Source organism: Methanothermobacter sp. CaT2 (genome assembly GCF_000828575.1).
Lineage (GTDB): Archaea > Methanobacteriota > Methanobacteria > Methanobacteriales > Methanothermobacteraceae > Methanothermobacter.
The window spans coordinates 1,663,758-1,687,500 of record NZ_AP011952.1 but is presented as its reverse complement, the minus strand read 5'-3'; the positions used below and the strand labels follow the sequence as shown (position 1 = coordinate 1,687,500).

Genomic DNA, 23,743 nt, shown 5'->3' with positions numbered 1-23,743 from the left:
CCCCGTTAATCCGCAAGCATCAGCTGTCCATGGTAGGGCTGCTCCTTTCCAGGCCTGACCCGTTCCCATGACTAAGATGGTTTACCCTGACCCTCCAGTCAGGGCCCCATCACCACTGATCCTGCGGGACGAGGCTTCGACACCAATCAGCAGGGCCGATAAACAGTCGATCAGCCGTCCCCTGAACTTCGACCGCGCCGTATAGGGGATTTGCGCTTACAGAGGACCCCTAACCCTCCGGTCTAGCCCATTGTATCCATTATACTAAGTAGTATTTTAATGTTTCTATGGACATATCATTGCCCTGGCTCCCTTTAATGAGATGCTATCGTCATTACATTTATACAGGGCGCGGAGTGCACTGGTAAACTAATTAAGGTAACATTCCATATTAATTCCATGGATGCGCTGATAGCAATGAGTCTCATTCTGAGCCTCTACATGGCCTTCAACATTGCTGCAAACGATATAGGTAACTCTGTGGGTACTGCTGTTGGGAGTGGTTCTCTCAGGATGAAAAAGGCCCTCTTGCTGGGGGGATTTTTTGTATCAGTTGGGGCGCTGTTCCTTGGTGGGAGCGTCATAAAAACAATAAGTGAAGGAATAATCCCCCAGGGGCTCCTTAGCCCCAGAACAGCCCTTGTTATAACATTAACATCATCAATCTGGATAACCTTCACCATCATAAAAAAGATACCCATTTCAGGTTCCGATGCCATTGTAAGTTCAGTTATTGGTGCCGGAATAGCAAGCATCGGCATTCAGAACATGAGAACAGACGTTGTTGGCTTCATAGTTTTAAGCTGGATTATGTCACCGGTTGCAGGTTTTCTCACAGGATTTGTAATCTACAGATCCATCAGAAGGGTTTTAATAAAACCGCTTCAGGGTATGGGTATGAGGGACAGGCTCGAAAAGGTATTTTCATATCTACAGATACTGAGTTCCTCGTTTTCAGCCCTTAACCTTGGGGCTGTTGATATAGCAGTTGCAACGGGTGTTATATTTGCGACGGGTTATGATGGCGGGTACTGGATCAGAATACTGGGGGCTCTTGGGCTTGCCTCAGGAATTCTGCTGGCTGGCAGCAGGGTGACAGAAACAATTGGAAGAAGAATAACAGACCTCACACCAAGCAGGGGCTTTGCAGCCCAGCTATCAGCGGCACTTATCGTTTACCTCTTTCTGGGTTATGGTATGCCTGTATCGCCAACACAGACCCTTGTTGGATCGGTGATAGGTGTTGGGATTGCACATGGGACATCAACAGTCGAGTATGACGTGATAAGGCACATAGCATACACCTGGATAGTTACGATACCCACATGCATCATCCTATCAGCTGCAATTTATACTATCACAGGCTTTATATGAACATTAAAGGCTTTTGAGGGCCCTTATAATGTCCCCATCCGCAATTATCCCCACCATCTCACCATCGGACATGACAACAAGCTGATTTATTATTCCCTCATCCGATGAGTAGTCATTCATCTTCTCAATGGCGTCGCCAAGTGTCTCATCAGGGGCCACCGTGGCAACATCCCTCACCATGACCTCCCCGACTGTTGTGCCAAGTTCATAGTTGTCAAGTATCAGGTTGTGACCAAGGTCTGAGGCGGTTACGATTCCAACAAGTTTACCCTCCTCAAGGACAGGGAGAGCACTTATCCTGTGCTTCATGAGTTTCTCAAATGCAAAAACCACATCTTCAGATGGTTCAACTGTTATAACATTCGTTGTCATTACATCCTTAACCTTAACTTCATTCAGTTTTTTCAGCACCTTTCTCTCCTCCCTTAACACTGGTTTTTGTCAGTGATTTTATAATTGAGTCTATCGTGGTTACAACATCTATATTCTCAATAACAGGCACATTGTGTTTCTTTGCCTGGCTCTCAATGTATCTGTGGATTCTTCTTATTGCCCAGAAGTAACTTATATACCTTTTAAGTGGTCTTCTGGCCCACATCTGTCTGCAACGTGAATAGAACCTCCCCTTATGGACGTTCTCATCTGAAACCGTGAGGACAAACATTGCAACATTTTCCTTGTTTATGAGGTCATCCCGTATAAACCCAGGGACTATATGCACGCCCTCAATCACTATGCTTATACCCTCTGTGAGGGCCCTCTCAATTACAGCCTCCACGCCGATGCTCACAGTGTCCACGTGATCCCTGAATCCAATGAGAACCTCGTCAAGTTCTGGTGGTGGGGGTATTCTGAGGGACTGGTACGCTGTGTAGCTTGATTCATAGATGGACGGGAGAAGTTCCCTGGAGACTATTTTACGCATTACCTCCCTTATCATGTCGGTGCTTATCATGTTCCTTATGCCAAGGCGGTTTGCAACCTCAAAGGCAATTGAAGATGTTCCAACCCCTGAGGCCCCCCCTATGAGTATTATCAGGGGTTCCTTGCACTGCCTTATTCGTCTCCAGAGCATGTACTTCTCTGCTACCTCAGGATCCTCCCTTTTCAGGTGCTCTGAGACCACATCAACGAGTTCCTCTATTGTTATGACATCGACCTTATTCTTTTTAAGGTGAGCCTCAATTCTGGAAGCAAATGTGTATGCCTTGTTAGGGTCCATCTCTGCCCTGGTCAGTGAACGTGCCAGAACGCCCTTGGAGAAGGGCTCCGTGTATTTTTTTCCGCTTACTTCTCCCTGAACCATGATCATGGTCTCACCTCAAAAAGAACTTGTCATAATCTGAAATCCAGTTTTTATATATTTAACTGGACCTGAGATTTAAAATTTCAGCAGTTATGGATCCATCATCTTCAATTTCAATGAGGGCTGCTCTGCCATCTGAAAGCTGTCCCGGGTTGACCACGATGGTTTCACCTATACGGTCCACTCCCGGGGACTCGTGGATGTGGCCACAGATGTTCAGGCAGGGCTGGTGTCTTTCTATAACATCCCTCACACCCCTGCTTCCAACATTGTCCCCGGATGGAATTCTATCAAGTGATGTTCCATGTGGTGGTGCATGGGTTACAAGAATAAGAACATCTCCTTCACCAGACTTTTCCATGAGGTCGTCCAGTTCCGCTTTTATCTCATCCTCCTCCAGTTCAAGGGGTGTGTTGAATGGTGTTGGGTTTGAACCCCCGAGGCCGCATATGGCAATATCCTTGATGTTAATGGATCTTCCATGTATATTCACGGCCTTTGAGTTTTCTATTTTAGTCACAGCCCCATGGGGATCGCAGTTCCCTGGTACGGCAACAACAGGGATGTTGTGGGATGCCAGGTCATTGAGGAGCTCCTCAACGAGTTCCGCCGGCCCGAAGTGTGTTATGTCACCTGCCACAACAATGAGGTCAACGCGGTTATCCATTATAAACCTGTGAAGTTCAGGTATGTTTGAACCATGAAGATCACTTACAGCGAGGATTTTCATGAAAAATCACACTCCATATTATTCCCTGAAGAAGGAGCCTATTTCCTTTAAACCCTTTTTTATGTCCTCTGAATCGCCATAAACGGCTATAAGATCGTCTTCTTCAAATTCAATTATAAGGCTGTGGGTTTCGGCAATATCCTGAACCCTGTCCTCGGCTATTGGTTCCTTAAGGTGCACCCTTGCAGCTGCAAATCCCGGTGGGGCTCCGACAATAAACCTTGACTTTGTTTCGGGGGGTTTGTGGACCTCCTCACCCCTTGAGGCCCTCTTTAATTTTTCAATCCATTCGTCAGGGTAATCAGGGGCAACTGACTCTGCAAGTTCAAGGAGTTTCTCCTGGATTGAGTTGAGCATATCGTTTATTCTCTTAAGCTCCCTGATCATCTCAGGGTTCTCTGTATCTGATTTATAGAAGTTGATTGATGTCCTCACAAGCCTTATGTCCTCTGTAATTTCCACTGGGACATCAACATCCTTCTTTCGAAGGTCTGTCAGGAGTTCAACAAGCACGAACCATGTCTGTTCAACAGGGAGTGTCATAGATGTCCTTCCAGAATTTTTAGGGTTGTGTGGTTTATCTTTGCACCTGCCTCTTCAAGTTCCTTTCGGATCTCCTCAACGTTACTGTAGGAGCTGAGAATGAGCACATGGTTGCTCTGTGTGCCCTGGATGGATAGTATGGCCACCTCGTCGTCATCGGATAATTCCTTCTTCTCAAGGCCTGCCTTGTAGTCCACAAAGGGTTTGAATTCTTCTGGAAGATCCTTCAAAGTAAATATTCCCTTTAAAGTAGCTATAAACAAAAAAACACCTCACTTTTGGGATTTTGAATCCCTGGAAAAAAATAATTAATTTGTGGTCTTAACCGCTTCCAGGTGCAAGGCGGTCGAGTTCCTCGAGCTTTTCAAGGCACTCGTCGACGCATACCTGGTGGGCGTCAACCACAAGGTCCTCTTTTGGAAGACCCATTGCAAGTCCAAGTAGCTGTGCGAGGTGAAGTACCGGTATGTTGAATTCCTCGCCGAACTTGTCCTTTATCTCCATCTGACCAACGTCAAACTGGAGGTGGCAGAATGGGCAGACGTTTACTATTGCGTCAACACCGGCTTCCTTCATGTTTGTGAGTTTTTCCCTTGTGAAGTCAAGTGCAACGTCCAGGTCCCTTGATCTCACTCCACCACCGGCACCGCAGCACATCATCTTGTCCTTGTATTCAACGGATTTCGCACCGGTTACCTCAACAATTTCATCCAGTATGGTTGGTCTTTCAGGGTTGTCTATGTTTATCTCGTCGCTTGGTTTGAGGAAGTGGCATCCGTAGTGCACTGCAACATTGAGGTTGAGGGGCTTCTCAACTATTTCGGCAAGTTTGTCCAGACCAACCTCGTTGTAGAGGACCTCAGCAAAGTGTCTGACGTTGATTTCTCCCTTGTATTCCCTTCCGGCTTCTTTGAGGATTTCATTGATTTTTGCCTTCATCTCCTCGTCTTCCTTGAGGAGGTGGTTTGTCTCGAAGAGTGAACCGAAGCATCCGTTACATTCGGTCATGATGTCTGCGCCCATGTCCTCGGCGATTGTTATGTTCCTTGCTGCTATTGCGGCCCATGTTGTTTTATCGAATGAACCGAATACTCCTGGTGCTGGACAGCAGGATGCTCCTTCCATGTCCTTGAGTTCGATTCCGAGTTTATCGAATAGAACCCTTGTTGCCTTTTCAATTCCAGGGTACCTGTTGTTCATGATACATCCTAAAAAGTATGCGATTTCCATTTGCATGCCTCCTTATTCAAGTTCACCTGTTTCCCAGTTGTAGCCTATTAACTGGTCAAAGCCTGTTGCCTTGATGATTTTCTGAACCTCTTCAAGTGCTTCAGGGAACTGGTGTGTTGTTGGTGGTAGTTCTCCAAGACCAACAGCCTTTCGAAGCTCCATTGTTGCGTCGTTGATTGGTACTCCGTGACCTGTTTTTATAACGAATGATCCAACTGCCTTGTGTGCTGGTGCCATGAATCCTGCTTTGGCTGCTTCGTTCCTTGCAAGTTTCACGACATCCACGATTCTGACCTTACGTGGGCACCTTTCCTGGCAGGAGTAACATGTTGTACACATCCAGAGGGTTGGATCTGAGATTATTTCATCCTTTAATCCAACATTTGCCTTCCTTATTATCTGTCTTACCCTGTAAGGGGTTCTTCTTCCAGATGGGCAGGATCCTGTGCATGTACCGCACTGGAAACAGTATTCCAGACTGTCACCGCCTGCGGCCTTTATTTTTTCAGAGAACTCCTTGTCAATATTACCCTTTCTGATTATGTTTTCTTCTCTCTGCAGTAGGGTCATTATATCACTCCTTTCGCTTTTATCCTCTTCCTCCTCTGATTCTTCTTCAGAATCAGAATCCTCCGAAGAGTCTTCATCCTCAACTACCTCCTCATCCTCATGGGAGGTTTCGGCAGGTTCTTCAGATTCATCCTCCTCAACATCTGCAGTTTCGGGTTCTTCAGCTGATGCTTCCTCAGAGGCCCCCACAGGTTCTTCGACCTTTTGAGTTTCCTCTGGTTTTTCTGTTTCTGCAGATGCAGAGGGTTCATCTGAAGGTTTTTCTTGAGGTTGAGGTTTTTCTTCCTGTTTGGTGGACTCTGTTGGGGTCTCTGTTTTCTCTGGCTCCTCTGTTTTACTGTCCTCTTCCTTCTTCTCACCCATCAACATTTCTTTTAGGCGTTTTAGAACTGACATTGTTTTCACACCCTGAAAGATCCCTGGTTAGCAAACCTCAGATTTTTCTTATTAGACTGTGATTTTTATGGATATATAAAGATTCCTAAAATTTGCCGATGTGTAACCTTTAAGGTGACACCTGAGGATCGTATCCCAGGATACCGGTAAGTGACAGACTGCACCCTGAGCAAGACTGCAATGGTTAAGTAATCCCTGACCCAATTAAGTAACAGACGGTGTAAGCAATGAGCAAGACTGAATATCAGATAAAATTACATGACGGACCCGCAAGGCTGGGTCTTCTCGGAGATTCTGAAACTCCCCTGCTTGTTAGATATGAAAAGATGGATATCGCCCCATATGAAACCATCCCTCACAATGTACCCCGGGAAATCGCAGAGTGGGGTGTCACTGAAACCCTGGAGATGGCCTCTGAATCTGATGCAGAATACGCATTCATACATGGATCCCGCTATACTGACCTCAGAGTAAGATGCGCCCTTGAACTTGAGGAGATTGGTTTCAGGAAACTCATAGTGGCAAATATGGATGAACTGCTCCAGAGACCCATGGAGATGGTTCGGATTCTGACTGAAATACGTGAGGCCATAAAACCTGAGACCATGCTGTGTTCAGCATTCTCTCCCCCGGCCTTCATCCCCCTCCTCGCGTATATGGGTGTGGATGTGTTCTCAGACGCCGCTGCAGAGTTCTATGGTATGATCAACGTTTTATTCACTGAGACCCATACCTATCCCCTGGACACCTACAGGATCTGCAGTTACAGTACAGATGAACTGATTGAAAGGAACAGGCTGACACTGGATCTGGTGCTGCGGGAGGTCCGTGAACACATAAAGAACGGTACACTGAGAAACCTCGTCGAGGAGCGTGCCGCCTCTTCGCCCCAGAACATGTCTGCACTCAGAGTACTGGACCATGAAATGCAGGAATTCCTCCAGAAGTACACCCCCCTCTACTGATAGGGGGTTTTCAGTGACGCGGCACCGCTATTATAATATAATGGTAGGTTCCTGCATCCCCCACAGATTCCACAACGAACCCATGGTCTTCAAGGATCTCCGTGACCTCATCCTCCGACAGCCTTAACTCCATGTGCGGTCCAGGGGTTCCCTCTACCTTTTTAAAATCAACCACCACCAGCCTTCCACTCCTGCTGAGGAGTCTTTTGACCTCGGCCATCAGTGGTTCAACCTCGCCGTTGACCACTATCCCATGGAAAACGTTGGCCATGAAGTAAATGTCAACTGTTCTATCAGGAACCGGCAGTCTATGGGTTATATCTGCAACCAGGGGTAGTATGTTACTCCTTCTGCATATTCTGGACCTCAGGATCGCAACCGATTCTGGGTATACATCAACCGCGATGACCCTTCCCTCATCACCAACAGCAGATGCTGCTTCAAGTGAAATAAAGCCATCACCACAGCCAGCATCAAGAAAAGTGTCCCCTGCCTTCAGTGGAAGCATCTCAATGAGCTTTTTAGCATCTATGAGGTCCCTTGTCGATTTACCCCCACCGACATGGATTTTACGGGCCATGTTAACACCATGCTGTATCTCTTTTTTATATGATAAAAATTTTCACGATCTCGTTGGCGGATTCGATTAAACTTTATTAGCATCATTACAGTGCTTTAAAAAGTGATGTTCAGATCCCTGAGGGCATTTATAAATAGGTGCCCGGAGAGAATTATTAAATGGTGTCTTAATATGATAGAAAAGATGGAGCTCACCATGACAAATGGCACGGTACACCACTTCAAGAGGGGGGAGTTTGGGGTGGAAAATATAAAGGTTGATAAGGAGAAGTGCTTTATACTGGTGAGCTTCTCTGAGAGGGAGTTCGGTAAAAGGGAGATAATAATACCCCTGCAGAACGTTGAAAAGTGCGAATACCTCCTAAGGTAATCAGATTATCATAGCCTCCACAATGGAACGGGGCGCACCTGCAACCTCAACAAGGTACTCGGCCTCGATGAAGTGGAGTCCGGCCGGGACAACAAGACAGTGAAGTGGATCCCCAAAGTCCTCCTTAAGAAGTGAGGATATTGCCTCGGCCCTTACAAGGGGCCTTTCAGAGCCGGCCCTTGCAATTACAACTGCCAGGGTCTTTCCATTGATTGTGTCATCACCAAGTTTCTCTGATGCCCGCAGCAGGTATTCAAGGCCCTCATTTGCAGTCATGTACCTCCTTTTATGGGCCTCTATATCCAGGAGCACCAGTGAATGGGAATCCCTCTCAAGGTTATCCTTTATATTAACGTAAGGGGATGTTGGGAAGTAATTTTCTGATGTGAAGGGTACTGTGATTATCCTCCCGAACTTGTAGGCCTGCAGCCCTGCAAGGCCCGGTGCAGCGGATATTATGGATGATGCGTGAATGACCCTTGTCTCTATGCCCCTCCTCCTTGCGTCCAGGATCAGTTCCGTATGTGTGGTCGCAATGAGGGGGTCCCCCGGGACAAGGAGCGCCACATCGGATTTTTCTGCCTCAAGAAGTGGTACCCTTTCCTCCTCAATTTCCTCCCTGCGCAGTATATCTATATCCTTACCGGTTAACTCCTCAATTGCAGATAAACTGGCACCCTGGAGGATTGCAGTGTAGAATTCAGCGTAAACCCTGCTGCAGGCCTTTAAGGCCTTCAGACCCTTAACTGATATATCATTTTCATCGTAAAGTCCAAGTCCAATTATGTAAAGCATCTCTCACCCTCTCATAAATCATAACGTTATATAATGTTTCAGGAAAACCAGTATATAAGTGGCTTAAAGTGTAAAGGGAAGTTCACAATGAAGGGTTTAAAGGTTCCAAAGAAAAAGGCCAATGACATAATCAGGATTTTAACTGAGAGGTCTCTCCTTAACAGGGATTACAGGATAAAGAGGAATGAAAGCCATGTTTACATACCGGTGATCGACACCGGGGTTGCAGGGGAATTTGATGATGTTGAGGTCATCGATGATGTTTTTGAGAGAAGTAAACGCTCCCCGAGAAGTTTTACTGATATGCTGAAATCCAGTATCCCTGAGGACGTGCTTGCATCCATCAAAAGGTCCTTTGATATAATAGGGGATACCGTTATCCTTGAGATACCTGAGGAGCTCCATGAGTACAGGCATGCAATAGGTGAGGCCGCCCTTAAATTCACGGGGCGGAGTGCCGTGTACATGAAGAGGAGTGGGGTGAAGGGTGTTACAAGGACCAGGGACCTTGAACTCATCTCAGGTTCTCCTGTATCTGAAACCGTCCATAGGGAGTACGGGAGCCGTATAAAGGTTGATATAAGGAGTGTGTACTTCAGCCCCCGCCTTGCCAATGAGAGGGAAATCGTTGCCAGGCAGGTGAAGGAGGGGGAGGTTGTCCTTGACATGTTTGCAGGTGCCGGGCCCTTTGCAGTTGCAGTTGCAAGGCATGGGAAGGCATCCAGGATATACGCTGTTGACATAAACCCCGCTGCCGTCGGTTACATCAGAGAAAATGCCCATCTGAACCGGGCAGAGGATATCATAGTCCCTGTTGAGGGTGATGTGAGGGAGTTCCTGAAGGATAAGGAGTGCTTTGTAGACCATGTGATCATGAATCTCCCGGGAACTGCCTGCGAATTTCTTGATGACGCCATCCGGGCAGTCAGGGATGGGGGCATCATACACTACTATGAATTTTCAAGGGACTTCGAAACCCCTGTGAAACGCCTGAGGGACGCCGCGGCACCATTCAAAGTGGAGATCCTGGATAGGAGAAGGGTGAAGTCAAGGAGTCCAGGTGTATGGCATATCGGTATCGACGCAAGAATAAAAAAGAGGTGAGATCAGAACGAATCCAGCATACCACATAAAAATAAAAAGCTGAAATCACAATGGATCCACTATACCCTCCTCTGTTATGATGCCGTCTATAAGATCAGAGGGTACTATGTCAAATGCAGGGTTGATGACCTCGGTATTTTCCGGGGCTATCCTGCAGCCGCCATAATAGAGGACCTCTTCGGGACTCCTCTCCTCGATCTCAACATCATAAATTGAATTTTCCCTGTCAAAGGTGCTGAGGGGTGCTGCAACGTAAAAGGGTACATTGAACCGTTTTGCTGAGAGTGCAACCATGAGTGACCCTATCTTGTTTGCCACACCGCCCTCTGCCACACGGTCAGCGCCTATTATAACCTTATCTATCATTCCCCTCTGCATGAGGTATCCCGCTGCAACGTCCGCTATCAGTTTAACAGGTATGCCCTCCTGCTGCATCTCCCAGACACTCAAACGGGCGCCCTGTCCCACTGGCCTTGTCTCATCACATATAACAGTCACATTCTTTCCCTGATCCCTGGCGGCCCTCACAACACCCAGGGCCGTGCCATAGTCAACACAGGCAAGGGCGCCTGCATTGCAGTGGGTTAAGATTGTATCTCCATCATGGATTATGCTGGCCCCGTGAGCCCCTATGGCCCTGTTGGTCTCCATATCCTCCCTGTAGATCTTCAGGGCCTCGTCAAGTGGGGACCCGGATTTCATTACACGGTCCACTGCCCAGAAAAGGTTCACTGCGGTTGGCCTTGACGACTTTATCTCCTCTGCAGCTCTTTCAGCATCCTCGCCTGCAAGGTCTGCCAGGGCGACTCCAAACGCTGCTGTTACCCCAATGGCCGGGGCGCCCCTTACAACCATGTTTTTTATTGCGTATATGACGTCCCGGTAGTTTTCACACTGAAAGTACTCCAGTGAATCGGGAAGTTTTCTCTGGTCTATAAGGATGAGCCGGTTGTCCTTCCATTCCAGTGTCTTCATGGTTATCACGGGATTTTCAGTAGTGGCTCGCTGGTGTCATGTCAAGGTGCTTGTCGGCGCCCTTTTTGCCTGGAATGCCGTAGGCGTCTGCCCTGCACTGTGTGCATGCCCTGAACACGGGTATTATCTTTTCAACCTCGTTCCTGACCCTCTCGATCTCCTCACAGGTTGGCCGTGGGTAGTCCTTCATCTCACCCATCGGTATGAGTGGTATAACGTTCATGAGGGAGGCTCCCCTCTTTTTAACCTCCCTTGCAATGTCGACTATGTGTTCATCGTTGAGGCCTGGTATGAGTACACTGTTGACCTTAACAATGATACCCTTCTCTGCAAGTTTCTCTATACCCTCAAGCTGGTTCCTTGAGAGAACCTCGAAGGCCTCCCTTCCATGGTAGACCTTATCCTTGTAGATAACAAAGGAGTATATCTTCTCACCTATGTCAGGGTCAATGGCGTTCACGGTTACTGTGACTGTGTTAACACCAATTTCTGCCAGTTCATCAGCCTTATCTGGAAGGAGCAGGCCATTGGTGCTGAGGCATTTTAGGAGGTCCGGGAACTTCTTGCTGGCCTTTTTGAAGAACTCGAAGGTCTCCTCATTTGCAAGGGCATCGCCGGGTCCTGCGACCCCTATTACACTTATGGGCATCTCGTTCTTAACCTTCTCAACGTGCTTTACTGCATCCTCGGCTGTCATGATCCTTGCAGTGACCCCTGGCCGGTTTTCGCATTCACTGATATCCCTTGTGCAGAACTTGCAGTGAATATTGCAGCGGGGTGCGATGGGCAGGTGGATCCTTCCAACCCTGTCGTGCAGTTTCTCATTGAAGCAAGGGTGAGCCTTTGTTATGTGGGCAAAGCGTGTCTGTCTCTGGTCAGGCATGTTTTCACCTCATATCGTCTATTATCTCCCTGGCCTTTAAAATCCATTCATCCCTGAGCACCTCATCGGTACATACAAGGGCTATTATGTTATCCTCTGAAAGGTCCCTTATAACCCGGAATCCCTCTGGTATTATACGGAATATTGCATCGTAGACCCTCTTCCTCAGGTTCATTGAGGGGTCGTGGACCGTCATTCCGCTGATATCAGAGATGGGGTCCTCCACCACCACCTCAAATCGGGATGGCTGCCGTACCCTTCCACGTCCCTGTGTCTCCCAGAGCCTTTCAAGTAGCTGTGGAAGGTACGTCTCGTCCCTTATCCTCAGGTGGACTGCTCCGGTGGCCTTATCAACCTCCATCTCAGCCATGTCCTCAAGGTAAATCGGCTCAGAGGTCCTCTGTGTCTTAACCACTATGATGAAGACCGGCTCCCTGGGATCAACCCATATCCTCAGGTCATCAACTGCCCTTGCAAGCTGGAGATCCTGGAGAACCTGGCGGGCTATTATCTCATAGACCTCTGCACCCCTAGGGTCGTAGCACTCAACATTTATCCCCATTTTAACCCTCACTGATGTCTTTCATTCCAGAAACAAGGAGGGCCGCTCCAACTGCGCCTATGTGCTGTGAATATGGGGGTACGATGACATCGATACCACCCAAGATATCACTTACCGCCTTAACAAGGCCCTCTATAAGGGATGTTCCACCCACCTGTATGAGGGGTTCCCTCACATCTATCTCCTGGAGCTGCTGCTCATATACCTGTTCGGCCACCGAGTGGCATGCCGCGGCTGCTGCATCCTCCCTTGAAACTCCCGCTGCAAGTGCGGTTACAAGGTCCTGTATACCAAAGACTATGCAGTAACTGTTGAGCATCGCCTTCCGGTAGTCCCCCTTCATTGCCAGGCTTCCAAGTTCATCTATCTCCACTCCAAGCCTCCTGGCTGTTATCTCCAGGAAACGTCCTGATGCACCGGCGCAGATACCCCCCATGGTGAAGTTGTCGGGTATGCCATCGTTGACGGTTATGACCTTGTTGTCCATACCACCTATATCCAGGACCGTTGCCTCCCCCTTCTGGTGGTCTGCAAGGAACACTGCACCCTTGGAGTTCACACTGAGCTCCTCCTGTATGAGGTCGGCCCCGTAATGTTTCCCTATGGTTAACCTGCCGTAACCTGTAACTCCTATCCCATCCAGGTCCTTCAGCGTGTAACCTGTACCTGCGAGGGCCTCCTCTATGCCCTTCTCTGCGGAGCCAAGGACATCTGTTGTGGGAAGCCATCCTGTTCCTATAACCTCGTTATCCTCCATCAGCACTACCTTGGTGGTTGTTGAACCTGAATCGATTCCAAGGGTTAGGCCCTCCTGTTTCTCCCTTGCAAGTATGCTTTTCCTTGCCACTATTGTTGAGAGCGCCTCCATACGTATGAACAGTTCATCGGCCTTTGTTCTCTCTGTGAATGAGTAGGTTACAACTGGAAGCCTTGTGTTCTGCTGTATGAACCTCCTTATCTCGTTCCTTACAAGGGCCCCCTCTGCACACCTGAAGCAGGTTGCTATGAAAACCGCGTCGGCATCTGTTTTGCCCTCAACGATTGACATTGCCCTTGCTATCATGAGTTTTATGCTTGAACTGGCACAGTTGAACCCAAATTTTTCATAGGCCTCGTCTATGTAGTCAAGGTCCGCCTCGGGGATCACTATTTCGGCCCCAAAAGTCCTCGCTGCCTTTTCAATTTCCTTCTGAACACCGCTGTAGTCGGTTCCACATGAAATCTGGGCTATTTTAACCATTTTGAGCCTCCAGTTCGTCCAGGAATTTGTTTATCCTGTTAACCACATCTATTGTCTCTTCCCTTGTTGTGGGGTATTTCAGTTCAAGTGTGGGTATGCCCTTCTTCCTGAGCTGGAATACGCAGAGTTCATTGGTCCTTGCGCATCCTATGCATCCAAAACCAAAGGGGGCTTCCTCCATTATTATGGCGGCATCCGCCTCCTCTATGAGGGGCCCTAGGATTGCCATTCTCCCCCTTACACCTGAGGGAACCTCTATTGCCGCGTACTTCAGGCCCCTTATCGGGTCCTCCTCGGTTATGTTGAAGGGTGGTGAATCGATTTCAGGGTCTGTAACCTTCTCCCTGATTTCTTTCTGGATTACAAGGGGTTCATGTCCCCTTCTTTCAACAAGATCTGCAAGTATAAGTGAATTTGGTGGAAATATCGCTATCTTCAATAGAATTCCCCCCTGTCTCCCTCCTGGGGTCTTCTGGCTATTTCAACCATGTCTGTGAAGAGGCCCTTTGTGGCATCAACGATTCCCACCGCACAGAGTACCTCGCCATTCTCCTTCAGGGGTACCACGACCACGGGTATTCCCTTGTAGGGTCCCCTCTCAGGTGTCTCCCTTGCTATCTCACCTGATTCAAGGACCTTTTCAAGTACGGGTCCTGTGTAGCTGTCATCGATCACCTTGCCGTCCTCTATTCGAAGACCCTTTGCTTCCCGGCTCCTTATTGTGAGGGGAAGACGACTTACAAGTTCATGTATACACATTCCAAGTTCCTTGAGTTCCTCTCCAGTGGATGATGAAGTTATTTTCATTTCAATCAGCCCTATGTTTTCTGTCTGGATTTCAGACTCCTCTCAACTACATCGCGGAATTCATCAACAGAAACCTTCTCCTTTTTTTCGGGTTCGGCCTTCTGGGGCCTTTCAAGGGCCTCGCCCACATATCCGAGTAGTTTGAATTCCTTTTCAAGCTGATGGTAACCCTCCCTTGCTGCTCCTCTGTGTCCTCTGCATCTCCGGGGGTCCCCAGGTGGGAACCCCCTCTCCTTTGTGAATATGTTGGCCGGGTCCAGGCTGCGTATTTTTCTGACAGCCTCCCTCACAGTCTCTGTGTCCCCATGCACCAGCGCACCGTAACATGTTGATTTTATGGTCAGTGGCAGTCCAAGGAGGTGGAGCCTCTGGACAAGTTCCGATGAGCTCAGCCTTGATGACGGCCCAAGTATTATCATTCTTGTTGATTCCTCATGATTTTTTTCTTTCCCGGACATACACCGTGTCCCCCTCTTTGAATTTTTCAACATTCTCAAGGCCCTCTGTGATTCTGCCTATTATGTTGGTGCCGTTGAATGGTTCCCCTGTTGGGCCGTATTCATCGTTGTCCTCGAGTCTAACACCAACCATACCTATGTGTCTCCTTGACATGTTTGTTATGCCAATGCTGCCCTTTTTAACGCAGTTTGCAGGTGTTTTCTCCGGTACAAGGCCCTTTGCCAGGGATCTGTCACCCTCAAACATCACCACCTTCATGCCTGGGAAGGCGAAGTGTACCTTGAGGGATCCGATGGGTGTGTCGATGAGGCCTGTGAGTCTGCGGAAGTACCATGAGGACCTTGGCGCACCAGGGTCCAGTTCAACCTCCAGGATTTTATCGGCCTCTATGCCCACTGTTCTGACCTTTCCCTCCTTGAGTATGTCCATGGTGTAGGGTGGGTCCTGGGCCACAACGATCGCATCGTCAAGCATTATGCCGTCCCTTATCTGCTCAACACCGTACCCTTTAAGGTATTCCTCTGCATCCTTCTGGGTCATGGAGACTGTCATTATCCTACCGGGTTCGCACTCCACCGTGATGTGGTCCCCTTCCCCTGCTATATCCACCAGTTCCATTCCATCTGTAACGTTTCCTATGAGGTTGTGGGATGGTGTTGAAACCCTGTCCTCCCTGTATATGTAAACCCTTCCAGCGCCCCTTCCAGTGTTTCGAAGGGTCACTGTGCCCCTGTTTCTCTTTGCTATTTTTTCAGGATCCTTTTTTATCCCCTGAAGGGAGTAGAAACCTATGAATGAGTTGGCCTCATAGTCGACCCTCAGTTTCCCCTCCTCCACCATTGTGAAGAAGTGTTCAACAGACTGGGGGGACTCGTGGGATGGTTTTACCTTAACGTAGGTGAATATCTGGTTTCCATCCTCAAGTGGTGTTTCAAGGTCTGTCACTGCGGCGCTCTCAACTATGCTTTTTCTCTCAACAACTGGTTCCACTGACCTTATCACGTCGCGGTCTGTCAGCCGCTCAATGGTTCTTCCCCCTCCGGTTACCCTTGCAAAAACACCCCTGTTCTCAGCTGGGGCGCCGTATACTGATGAATGGGGGTCCCTGGAGATTATTATATGGGTTGAATCCGGGCTGAACCCTGAGAGGCTCATTATAACCTCATTCTCGTCGTAGAAGAATTCCTTCCTTGACGGCTCCAGTTCTGTTTTCAGGGGTCCCATTGAAATCTCGGATGGGGTTGTCCACCTTATACGGAGGTTTTCAAGGTTGCTGTAGACCTCCCTCCATGTCTCAACGATTTCAGGTGCTTCCTCAGGGAGCAGTTCAATCAGGATGCTTCCTGCTGTTGTTTTGATCCGGTATGTGTCTATTGTCCTTTCAAGTTCCCTTGTGCCGCTTATGAGGCCCACAAGGGCGCCTTCCACATAGGGGGCCCCTGTAGCATCGATGGCATCCCTCACTGTGGCCCCCTCCGGGAGTTCAACATCCAGTCCATTAACCTTAACAAACATCAGATCTCCCTCATATTTTTTCTTCTATCACACCTGTTATGATGTCCCTTTCAAAGTCAAAGAGGACCCTTTCATCATTATCATGGACTAAGTGGAGTTTTCTTTCGGATACTATCTCCCCTGCGTCTGATGCGGTTATTCCGGCAGACTCGAGTAGTTCAATACATTCAGCAACATTTTCTGGGCGTGCCGTCAGCACAAAACCTGAGCCAGGGTACATTCGAAGCCAGTCCTCCCACCTAACTGATCTGTTACGTGGTATTGATTCCAGTTCCACCCATGCACCCACATCCGATGCCTCAAGTAGCATCCCCAGTGTTCCAAGTGTCCCCGGGTTGCTTATATCCTTACCTGCAGTTACCAGCTTTCTCTCTGCGATGATGGACATTACCTCAATCTGGAACTGCACCTCCTCAGGTGTTTTATGGGTGGTTGTGTCCCAGTTCAGGGGAAATGAGGGGTGTGGCCTTCCATCGAGGTCTATGCCCACTATAACCCTGTCGCCGGGTTCTGCGTCACAGCTTGTTATGAGAGCATCCTCAGATGCTATACCTGCAATTGAAACATCAAGTGCGTCGTAGGGTGTGTCAGGGTGCACGTGGCCCCCTACCATTGGGACACCGAACTTCTCTGCCCCCTCCCTTATACCCTCCATCACACTGTAACAGGTCTCCCGTGAGTTAATTGAGAGAACATTGACCATGCCCACGGGTTTGCCGCCCATGGCTGCAATATCGTTAACATTAACAAGCACAGAACAGTAACCGGCCCAGTGGGGGTCAGCCTCCATCAGACGCCCCCATATTCCATCTGCTGCCAGTAAAAGAAGTTTTCCGTCTCCGATCCTGATGGCCGATGCGTCATCACCGTAACCGAGATGTGTTTTCCCCGAGACACTGAATGCATCATTAAGAATAGAAACTATATTTCTTATTGGCCGTTTTCTTGTTACACCCTCAAAATTTTTAAGGGAATGGATGATATCATCTAAATCCAATTCCACACCTCTTTTTATCGGTTTAGGTGTATCTCACGGTGTAGCTTGCACCTATATTATCTATAATCTGTAGTAAATCCCTTTTAAAAGTTTCCAAATCATGGGTTTCAATGGTGTTTTTACCCCTGAAGAGCTCCCTGTGGATTCTTTCGCCAACTATATCGTCCCATCCCCCATCAAACTCTATTATAATCGAATCTGCGCATTTGAAGCCCTTCTTAACCACCCTATCTATATCACCGTCTGTTATCCCTATTATGGGAACATCGAATCTATAGAGTATATCTGCAGCCACGAGCGTTGTATCATCTCCAACCGTGACAACAAGATCAGAGTCATGAAGCGTGTATATGTCCTCTGCTGCGTGGTTTAAGAACGAAACCCGGTACTTCTTTTTATTATTTTTCCTTACCTTCACCTTTCTGGGTCTTACCTCGGAGCGGCGGAGAAGTCCTGTCTTTACAACCGCATCCTTGAGGTTAACCCTTCCAAGTTTTTCAACACCGTGTTCCTTTATGTTCCCCCCTATTATCTCAGTGATCACACCATCCTCTGCAACAAGGGTGACGTCGTCTGACGTTGAGACACCCACAACTATACCATTTACGAATATGTTCTCATTCTCTGAGACACCCACGAGTCTCCGGTACTCCCTTCTGTCAGGCTTCTGTTCACCGCATGGTTCTCCATGGAAGATCTCCCTGCATACCTCCTCTGGATCCACCATTTCGAGTTCAAGTTCACGTGCCAGTTTCTCTGCGAATGGCTCGGCCTCCCTCTTCCATGCCACAACACTTCCATCGGGTTCGCCTGGTCTTTCTATCTGAACAACTGGCGGTTTTTTTTCTGATCTCTGGAAAACCTTGTATCCAAATCCGTGCCCTGTGATACGGGATTTTCCGTAGTTCATAAGGACAACAATGTCAACTCCCTCATCTGCAAAGAGGTCAACCGATTCACTTGGGAGTCTCTTCTCTGATATGTCTATAACATCCTCAAGGTGGGCGTCATAGACCGCGGTCCGCCCCATTGTGCCCCCGAGTCTTGCCCTGACCTCCCCATATTTTTTTAGAAAATCTATGAGTTTTGCTGCGTATCCTGAATCAACTATCTGCGGTCCGTGGACAACCACGCCTATCCTCATAAGATCACCTGAGCTTCCTGCAAGATCCCCTCTAACGGCGGGACCTGTATCTTTTCTTCTTTATCTCTGAGCCACATATCTCACATTCCCCAAACTGGTAGTCCTGAGGGTACACCCTCCTGCATCCAGTGCATATCTTCCTCCACTGATAGGTCTCCTTTATACCTGATGTGAGGACACTGCTGAAATCTATTCCAAGAATTCTGAGGGTGTTCTGTATTGTATAGTCATCGGTGATTACAGTTACCCCTCCCCTCTTTTTGAGTGAAACGGCAAGTCCTATAACCTCCCTGTCTGTACTGGACAGTCTCATGGCATCCCCTGATCTGCTGGTGACCTCATCCACCTCCCTCATGCTCTCAGGGTCAGGTTCCATTATTCTGAGTCTGCCATCACTGAGTGCCCTCTCAAGGACCATGGCCGATTTGAAGTCCCTTATCTCATCTGTTACAGACTTCACTGTGTAGTTTTCAGTGCCCTCAGGTATGTATCCGTTTATGAATGCAGATGCATCAAGAACCCTCTTCATTAAGACCACGTATTAATCAGGGATTATAATATAATAAGTTTCCATTTTTCAGTTTGGTGAAGCATGGTAATAAATTTACCCTCGCATGGGGAAGTGGCGGGTTGGGGCTTTTCCTGTGGAAGAACCCCAGATACACCCCATCAACCGACCATGCAGATAATCGGGCAGGTGTAAAAAAGTATTACCATGAAGTTCTGTAAAGTAAATTAAAACAGCTATTTTCATGTTTAGATGGTTTAAAAACCCTTAAATGCGCTTAAAGGTCCTTGAGAACGGTTGAACCAATCTAACGAAAACTTTATAAATAGTGGTGTTAATATATAGTAAACGGGTAGGGTCCAGGACTTTTAAACTTATTCTGGTCTTTTAAATTGGAATTGAAACCGCCTCCAATCCAATATCAAACCCTACCCAGACCAAACCGCCATAAATTTTTATTACTTTTCTCTCCTTGTCAGAAACGTGGATATACTCACTTTCGCTTACAGAAAAACCAAAAGACTTATAAATTGCACCCACAATAAATAGCATGTTACATCCACAATTTATTATTAAGATACCGGTTGATTGATATGAAAAGTTCCAGCATGGAGGAGCACAGGAGATTGGCTCCAGAGGACATAATCTGCGGTGTCATCACCCTCAGTGATTCAAAATATGAGGAATTCAGAAAAACCGGTGAAATACCTGAAGGTGACCTATCAGGCAGAAAACTCATGGAGGCACTGTCTGAAAGTTACTCTGTTAAGGAATACAGGATAATACCCGATGACAGACATGAACTTCTATCTGCAGTTGATGATATGATAGATAAGGGTGCTGACGTTATATTTACCACCGGTGGCACAGGAATCGGAAGTAGAGACATAACAGTGGAGACCCTAAGGGGTATCTTTGAAAAGGAACTGGATGGTTTCGGTGAGATATTCAGGTACCTCTCATTTAAAAAGCTGGGAGCAGGGGCGATACTCAGCAGGGCAACGGCGGGTGTATACAGAAAAACACTGATATTTGCACTTCCAGGGTCACCGAACGCGGTGGAACTTGGAATTCAAATTGCTGTCCCTGAACTCGGTCACCTTGTTAAGCACCTCAGGGAATGAATATGCCTTTTTAAAGATGTTCAAGGAATTGCATCACTGTGAATGTCCCTTAATACTATATTTCTTATAATTCTGGAAATTAATGAACCACGTTTTCTCAAAAATAGGATATGGTGATCCTCCATCAGGAACTCAAAAAATAAGACTAATTAATCACTGATCATCCCTGAAATCAGAGACTGATATCAGGGGTATGAGTTCAATACCCCTCTTTTTGAATTCATCAACCGCCCCCTCCTCACGGTCAACCACAACAAATGTTTTCTCAACCACCCCTCCATTTTCCTGGATCGCCCTCACGGCCCGTAGAAGTGATCCTCCGGTTGTTGTGACGTCCTCCACAACAGCGACCCTTTCACCGGTGTTCAGTTCACCCTCAATGAGTTTTGATGTTCCATAACCCTTCTTTTCCTTTCTTATCATGAGGAGGGGCTTTCTGGAGTAAAGGGACACTGCAGTTGCAATGGGGACCGCGCCCAGGGCAGGGCCCGCAATCTTGTCTGCACCCTCCACCTCACCCTTTATGAGCCTCGCTATCACATCAAGGACCTCAGGGTCGGTTATAGCTCGCTTGATATCAACGTAATAATCACTTTCTCTGCCTGATGAGAGGACAAACTTACCCCTCTGAATGACATTTCTCTCTGAAAGAAGTTTTATGAGTGTCTCTCTGAGTTTCTCCTGATCTTTGACCTGCATAATTTACAGACCCCCAGTTCGGCGCTGTAACAACCTGAACATACCATTGATCCGCATAGCCTGCAGGTGTGGAGAAAGTCCGCCCTGCCACAGAGGCCGCAGATCCCCTTAAGCTGCAAGGACCTTCACCCTGTTATTCCTCGCCGCCCCTTAGGAGTATCTTGTCCCCTATCTTTTTAACCATCTCGTAGGGAACTATTGTCTCGCCTTTTGATAGCCCAAGACCCTCTGATATTCCACCCTTTCCAAGAACGAGTGCCTCTATTGTCTGGGATTCTATGTCAACCTCAACGTCCTTTACCTTGCCTATCACCGTTGCGGAACTGTCAAGAACCTCTTTGCCGATTATTTCTTCAACTATCCTCATGGTACCACCATTCAGTCACTGTATTATTATTGTTCTCATGGGTATTTAAAATTTTAAATGCGCTGAACCAAAACCTTTTTATATAATGAAATTCATTATCTTCTTTTTCTTACATGAATATACTTTATTCTCTGGAGGCATAAAACCAATGAAAAAAGCCCTGGAAATATTCTGGAATGACATCAAGACCGTTAAAAACAGTCCTGTGGTGCTATTCGTCATTGCAGTGATTATCTGTATCCCGGCACTGTACGCAGTTTTCAACATACAGGCAACCCTCGACCCATACTCAAAGACATCCAACATCAAGGTTGCGGTGGTCAATGAGGACAGGGGAGTGAATTTCGAGGGTGAAAAGCTCAATGTTGGTGCGGAATTTGTGGATGAACTCAGAAATAACAGAAACTTCGACTGGCAGTTCGTTGATCGTTCAGAGGCCATGAATGGACTCAGGGAGGGGGACTACTACGCCGTACTCATAATACCCGGAAACTTCAGCTCAGACCTCCTGTCCATCAAGAACGGCACCCCCAGGCAGGCCAGCATTGAGTACATAGTGAATGACAAGCTGAACCCTGTGGCTCCACGAATAACGAACGCAGGGGCAGATGCACTTCAGGCAAAGATAAACAGTGAAGTCGTTAAGACCATTGACGGGATAATATTCGGTAAGATAAGCAGTGCCGGTGAACTGGCAAGGGCAAACAGGGATGATATCCTCAGGACAAAGAAATTCATCAGCGAACTCAATGGAAACCTTGGTAAAATCGATGAAACCCTCAGCACAGCAAATTCAGACCTTGAAAAGGGGCAGAACATCTGGTCAGGGCTGAAGAGTGATTTGCCAGAAATTCAGGAAAACGCAAACTTTGTGAAGGAGAAATACAGTCTACTGGAGAGTTACATTGGAAAAGACCCTGCTAAGGCCCTATCAACAGTCCAGTCCATGGAGTCCCATCTCTCAGAGGCCATTACCTCAATGAAATACCTGAAGGCTGTTCTTGCCAGTTTATATTCCGCCACCGGGGATCCTAAGTTAAAAACAGCGATGGACCAGATAGACGCCAATATCCAGAAGGCCAGCTCAGTTCTGGGCATACTTGAGGGTATAGAGACAGACCTCAAAACAAAGGGGACCACAGAACGCCTTGTGAAGCTCAGAGAATCCCTAAACAAAATGGACAGTGCACTGAACAGGCTCATGGATAACAGGGCACAGATAGATGCTGCCATGAGGGATGCGTCATCAAAACTGGGCATTGCAAACTCCAAGTGGCCAGTTATGCGGTCAGCGATTCAGGATGCCCACAGAAAGCTTGGCATGATCAGTGAGGATGACCTCGACAGCCTTGTGAGGCTGGCTGACATTGATCCTTCCGCTGTGAGGGAATACTTCAGAAGCCCTGTGAAGATGGAGAAGGAGCACATCTACCCTGTGAAGAATTACGGATCCGCGCTTGCACCCTTCTACATACCAATATCCCTCTGGATAGGAGGTATTATCGCAGTTGCAATGATAAGCATGAGGGTGAAGTATGGTGAATACAGCAGCATACAGGTGTACTTTGGAAGGATGGGGCTCTTCCTCATAATAGCCATCTGTCAGGCCCTTGTTGTTGCAGCCGGCGCTCTGCTCCTCCAGGTGCAGATAACAGGGACGTTGCTGTTTCTGCTGACAGCCCTCTATGTGAGCATCTGTTCCATGCTCATAATCTATTCCCTCACATCTGCCCTGGGGAACGCAGGAAAGGCCCTCTCAATAATAATTCTGGTGCTTCAGATCACGGGTACAGGGGGCATATTCCCTGTTGAACTCCTGCCACCATTTTTCCAGGCAATCCACCCGTACCTCCCGCTCACCTACGCTGTGGGTGCTCTGAGGGAGGTGGTCGCTGGTGTGATCTGGAGTATCTACTGGAAGAACATTGCACTTCTTGCCCTCTTCCCAGTGGTGACCTTCCTTATCACGGTACTTGTAAAGGAGAAAATGGATAAAAGGGCCCACTGGATGGAGAGCAAACTAGAAGAAAGCGGTCTTTTCTAATTAAACTTTTTTATTTTTATTTTGCCATATAGGCCTGATCACTGATTATTAACAGAATTAAAGTTGTTCTGAGAAATATTGTTCATATTCTGTGAATGATTTCGAAATTCTTAAAAGAATTAAAAGGAGTTTTTAAGAGAATTTACTGAACATATCCCGAGGATTTCAGAATTTTTAACAGAAAAGCTGTCTTTAAGAGATAATGCGCAAACCATGACAATGATTTCAAAATAATGGCCGAATAAATAAAATATGGGGCCTAGAGGCCCAGTTCATCCTCTTCCATCTTCTTCTCTTCTTCCTCCCACTGGAGTTCCTCCATTATCTGCTCCTCCTCATCCTCACCGCCACGGTTCCAGTTCACAATACCATAAAGGACACAGAAAACCGTCACAAGGATGCAGAGGAGGTAAGCACTCCAGACCCAGGGATCAGGTATACCAAGCACCATCACAGA

General features: G+C 47.5%; 30 protein-coding genes, 1 other RNA gene and 1 pseudogene (1 of these 32 running past the window's edge). 6 read left to right on the top strand and 26 right to left on the bottom strand.

What is annotated here, in order from left to right:
- Positions 1–253, bottom strand: an RNA gene (gene ffs, locus MTCT_RS09140) — signal recognition particle sRNA; it reaches 63 nt to the left of the window's first position.
- Positions 254–399: 146 nt separating this feature from the next.
- Between ffs and MTCT_RS08790 the strand changes: the two genes are divergently transcribed.
- A complete protein-coding gene (locus MTCT_RS08790) occupies positions 400–1,374 on the top strand; it encodes an inorganic phosphate transporter (RefSeq protein WP_048176426.1) in 975 nt (324 codons plus the stop codon).
- 3 nt (positions 1,375–1,377) lie between these two features.
- Here the strand turns inward: MTCT_RS08790 and MTCT_RS08785 are convergent, their stop codons facing one another.
- The 7 genes from MTCT_RS08785 to hdrC are packed head-to-tail and all read right to left on the bottom strand — an operon-like array spanning position 1,378 to position 6,149.
- On the bottom strand, positions 1,378–1,746 hold the full coding sequence (locus tag MTCT_RS08785) for a CBS domain-containing protein (RefSeq protein ID WP_048176703.1): 369 nt from the start codon (positions 1,744–1,746) through the stop codon (positions 1,378–1,380).
- A 19-nt stretch (positions 1,747–1,765) separates the two neighbouring features.
- Positions 1,766–2,686, bottom strand: coding sequence for a 2-phosphoglycerate kinase (locus MTCT_RS08780; protein ID WP_048176423.1), 921 nt, complete (start codon positions 2,684–2,686; stop codon positions 1,766–1,768).
- A 52-nt stretch (positions 2,687–2,738) separates the two neighbouring features.
- A complete protein-coding gene (locus MTCT_RS08775) occupies positions 2,739–3,410 on the bottom strand; it encodes a metallophosphoesterase (protein WP_048176422.1) in 672 nt (223 codons plus the stop codon).
- Between the two features lie 18 nt (positions 3,411–3,428).
- A complete protein-coding gene (locus MTCT_RS08770) occupies positions 3,429–3,953 on the bottom strand; it encodes a DUF2096 domain-containing protein (protein WP_048176420.1) in 525 nt (174 codons plus the stop codon).
- The gene (locus tag MTCT_RS08765) at positions 3,950–4,216 is read right to left on the bottom strand and encodes a DUF749 domain-containing protein (RefSeq protein WP_013295278.1); all 267 of its coding nucleotides are present in this window, start codon (positions 4,214–4,216) and stop codon (positions 3,950–3,952) included. The genes MTCT_RS08770 and MTCT_RS08765 overlap by 4 nt, the downstream gene beginning before the upstream one ends.
- 58 nt (positions 4,217–4,274) lie before the next feature.
- On the bottom strand, positions 4,275–5,183 hold the full coding sequence (gene hdrB / locus MTCT_RS08760) for a CoB--CoM heterodisulfide reductase subunit B (protein WP_048176418.1): 909 nt from the start codon (positions 5,181–5,183) through the stop codon (positions 4,275–4,277).
- Positions 5,184–5,195: 12 nt separating this feature from the next.
- Positions 5,196–6,149, bottom strand: a complete 954-nt coding sequence (gene hdrC / locus MTCT_RS09545) for a CoB--CoM heterodisulfide reductase subunit C (protein ID WP_048176417.1) — start codon at positions 6,147–6,149, stop codon at positions 5,196–5,198.
- Between the two features lie 227 nt (positions 6,150–6,376).
- Between hdrC and MTCT_RS08750 the strand changes: the two genes are divergently transcribed.
- Positions 6,377–7,114, top strand: a complete 738-nt coding sequence (locus MTCT_RS08750) for an archaeosine tRNA-ribosyltransferase (RefSeq protein ID WP_048176415.1) — start codon at positions 6,377–6,379, stop codon at positions 7,112–7,114.
- Here the strand turns inward: MTCT_RS08750 and MTCT_RS09610 are convergent.
- Together MTCT_RS09610 and MTCT_RS08745 are read right to left on the bottom strand one after the other, a co-directional pair.
- The gene (locus MTCT_RS09610; protein WP_369798279.1) at positions 7,108–7,182 is read right to left on the bottom strand and encodes a hypothetical protein; all 75 of its coding nucleotides are present in this window, start codon (positions 7,180–7,182) and stop codon (positions 7,108–7,110) included. The genes MTCT_RS08750 and MTCT_RS09610 overlap by 7 nt on opposite strands.
- A gap of 62 nt (positions 7,183–7,244) precedes the next feature.
- Positions 7,245–7,622, bottom strand: a pseudogene (locus MTCT_RS08745) (class I SAM-dependent methyltransferase); the annotation flags it as partial.
- A 243-nt stretch (positions 7,623–7,865) separates the two neighbouring features.
- On the opposite strand from MTCT_RS08745, the gene MTCT_RS08740 reads away from it, so the two are divergent.
- Positions 7,866–8,063, top strand: a complete 198-nt coding sequence (locus MTCT_RS08740) for a hypothetical protein (RefSeq protein ID WP_013295273.1) — start codon at positions 7,866–7,868, stop codon at positions 8,061–8,063.
- On the opposite strand, the gene dph5 is transcribed toward MTCT_RS08740, so the two are convergent.
- Positions 8,064–8,858: a diphthine synthase gene (gene dph5, locus MTCT_RS08735; protein ID WP_048176411.1), complete on the bottom strand. Its 795-nt coding sequence runs from the start codon at positions 8,856–8,858 to the stop codon at positions 8,064–8,066.
- 87 nt (positions 8,859–8,945) lie between these two features.
- On the opposite strand from dph5, the gene MTCT_RS08730 reads away from it, so the two are divergent.
- Positions 8,946–9,962, top strand: coding sequence for a class I SAM-dependent methyltransferase family protein (locus MTCT_RS08730; protein WP_048176409.1), 1,017 nt, complete (start codon positions 8,946–8,948; stop codon positions 9,960–9,962).
- Positions 9,963–10,007: 45 nt separating this feature from the next.
- On the opposite strand, the gene mtnA is transcribed toward MTCT_RS08730, so the two are convergent.
- The 12 genes from mtnA to MTCT_RS09380 form a co-directional block, all read right to left on the bottom strand.
- Entirely contained in the window at positions 10,008–10,937 is a 930-nt protein-coding gene (mtnA, locus tag MTCT_RS08725; protein ID WP_048176408.1) for an S-methyl-5-thioribose-1-phosphate isomerase, read from the bottom strand.
- A 16-nt stretch (positions 10,938–10,953) separates the two neighbouring features.
- Complete coding sequence (gene nifB / locus MTCT_RS08720; RefSeq protein WP_048176406.1) at positions 10,954–11,820, bottom strand: FeMo cofactor biosynthesis protein NifB; 867 nt, start codon at positions 11,818–11,820, stop codon at positions 10,954–10,956.
- A 4-nt stretch (positions 11,821–11,824) separates the two neighbouring features.
- Complete coding sequence (locus tag MTCT_RS08715) at positions 11,825–12,382, bottom strand: methanogenesis marker 17 protein (protein WP_052457437.1); 558 nt, start codon at positions 12,380–12,382, stop codon at positions 11,825–11,827.
- Between the two features lies 1 nt (position 12,383).
- Positions 12,384–13,622 carry a methanogenesis marker 15 protein gene (locus tag MTCT_RS08710; RefSeq protein WP_048176404.1) on the bottom strand — a complete coding sequence of 413 codons (1,239 nt, stop codon included), beginning with the start codon at positions 13,620–13,622 and terminating at the stop codon, positions 12,384–12,386.
- Positions 13,615–14,061, bottom strand: coding sequence for a methanogenesis marker 5 protein (locus tag MTCT_RS08705; protein WP_048176402.1), 447 nt, complete (start codon positions 14,059–14,061; stop codon positions 13,615–13,617). The genes MTCT_RS08710 and MTCT_RS08705 overlap by 8 nt, the downstream gene beginning before the upstream one ends.
- Positions 14,058–14,429, bottom strand: coding sequence for a DUF2111 domain-containing protein (locus MTCT_RS08700; RefSeq protein WP_048176400.1), 372 nt, complete (start codon positions 14,427–14,429; stop codon positions 14,058–14,060). The genes MTCT_RS08705 and MTCT_RS08700 overlap by 4 nt, the downstream gene beginning before the upstream one ends.
- An 11-nt stretch (positions 14,430–14,440) precedes the next feature.
- Positions 14,441–14,887, bottom strand: coding sequence for a methanogenesis marker 6 protein (locus MTCT_RS08695; RefSeq protein WP_052457435.1), 447 nt, complete (start codon positions 14,885–14,887; stop codon positions 14,441–14,443).
- Positions 14,862–16,403 carry a methanogenesis marker 3 protein gene (locus MTCT_RS08690; protein WP_048176396.1) on the bottom strand — a complete coding sequence of 514 codons (1,542 nt, stop codon included), beginning with the start codon at positions 16,401–16,403 and terminating at the stop codon, positions 14,862–14,864. The genes MTCT_RS08695 and MTCT_RS08690 overlap by 26 nt, the downstream gene beginning before the upstream one ends.
- Positions 16,404–16,413: 10 nt before the next feature.
- Positions 16,414–17,400, bottom strand: a complete 987-nt coding sequence (locus MTCT_RS08685) for a methanogenesis marker 2 protein (RefSeq protein WP_048176395.1) — start codon at positions 17,398–17,400, stop codon at positions 16,414–16,416.
- A gap of 22 nt (positions 17,401–17,422) precedes the next feature.
- Positions 17,423–18,544 (bottom strand): DUF2117 domain-containing protein, encoded by a 1,122-nt coding sequence (locus MTCT_RS08680; protein WP_048176394.1) that lies wholly within the window; start codon positions 18,542–18,544, stop codon positions 17,423–17,425.
- 31 nt (positions 18,545–18,575) lie between these two features.
- Positions 18,576–19,073: a type II toxin-antitoxin system VapC family toxin gene (locus tag MTCT_RS08675; RefSeq protein ID WP_048176392.1), complete on the bottom strand. Its 498-nt coding sequence runs from the start codon at positions 19,071–19,073 to the stop codon at positions 18,576–18,578.
- Between the two features lie 366 nt (positions 19,074–19,439).
- A complete protein-coding gene (locus MTCT_RS09380; protein ID WP_158498100.1) occupies positions 19,440–19,604 on the bottom strand; it encodes a hypothetical protein in 165 nt (54 codons plus the stop codon).
- A gap of 41 nt (positions 19,605–19,645) precedes the next feature.
- Between MTCT_RS09380 and MTCT_RS08670 the strand changes: the two genes are divergently transcribed.
- A complete protein-coding gene (locus tag MTCT_RS08670) occupies positions 19,646–20,176 on the top strand; it encodes a molybdenum cofactor biosynthesis protein B (protein ID WP_048176700.1) in 531 nt (176 codons plus the stop codon).
- Between the two features lie 153 nt (positions 20,177–20,329).
- Here the strand turns inward: MTCT_RS08670 and pyrE are convergent, their stop codons facing one another.
- Both pyrE and MTCT_RS08660 read right to left on the bottom strand, forming a co-directional pair.
- Positions 20,330–20,875 (bottom strand): orotate phosphoribosyltransferase, encoded by a 546-nt coding sequence (gene pyrE, locus MTCT_RS08665; RefSeq protein ID WP_048176390.1) that lies wholly within the window; start codon positions 20,873–20,875, stop codon positions 20,330–20,332.
- 133 nt (positions 20,876–21,008) lie between these two features.
- On the bottom strand, positions 21,009–21,242 hold the full coding sequence (locus MTCT_RS08660) for a PRC-barrel domain-containing protein (protein WP_013295256.1): 234 nt from the start codon (positions 21,240–21,242) through the stop codon (positions 21,009–21,011).
- Between the two features lie 148 nt (positions 21,243–21,390).
- Here MTCT_RS08660 and MTCT_RS08655 point away from each other — a divergent pair, with 148 nt between their 5' ends.
- Entirely contained in the window at positions 21,391–23,286 is a 1,896-nt protein-coding gene (locus MTCT_RS08655; protein ID WP_048176388.1) for a YhgE/Pip domain-containing protein, read from the top strand.
- Positions 23,287–23,545: 259 nt separating this feature from the next.
- On the opposite strand, the gene MTCT_RS08650 is transcribed toward MTCT_RS08655, so the two are convergent.
- Positions 23,546–23,737, bottom strand: coding sequence for a symporter small accessory protein (locus tag MTCT_RS08650; protein WP_013295254.1), 192 nt, complete (start codon positions 23,735–23,737; stop codon positions 23,546–23,548).
- Positions 23,738–23,743 lie beyond the last annotated feature (6 nt).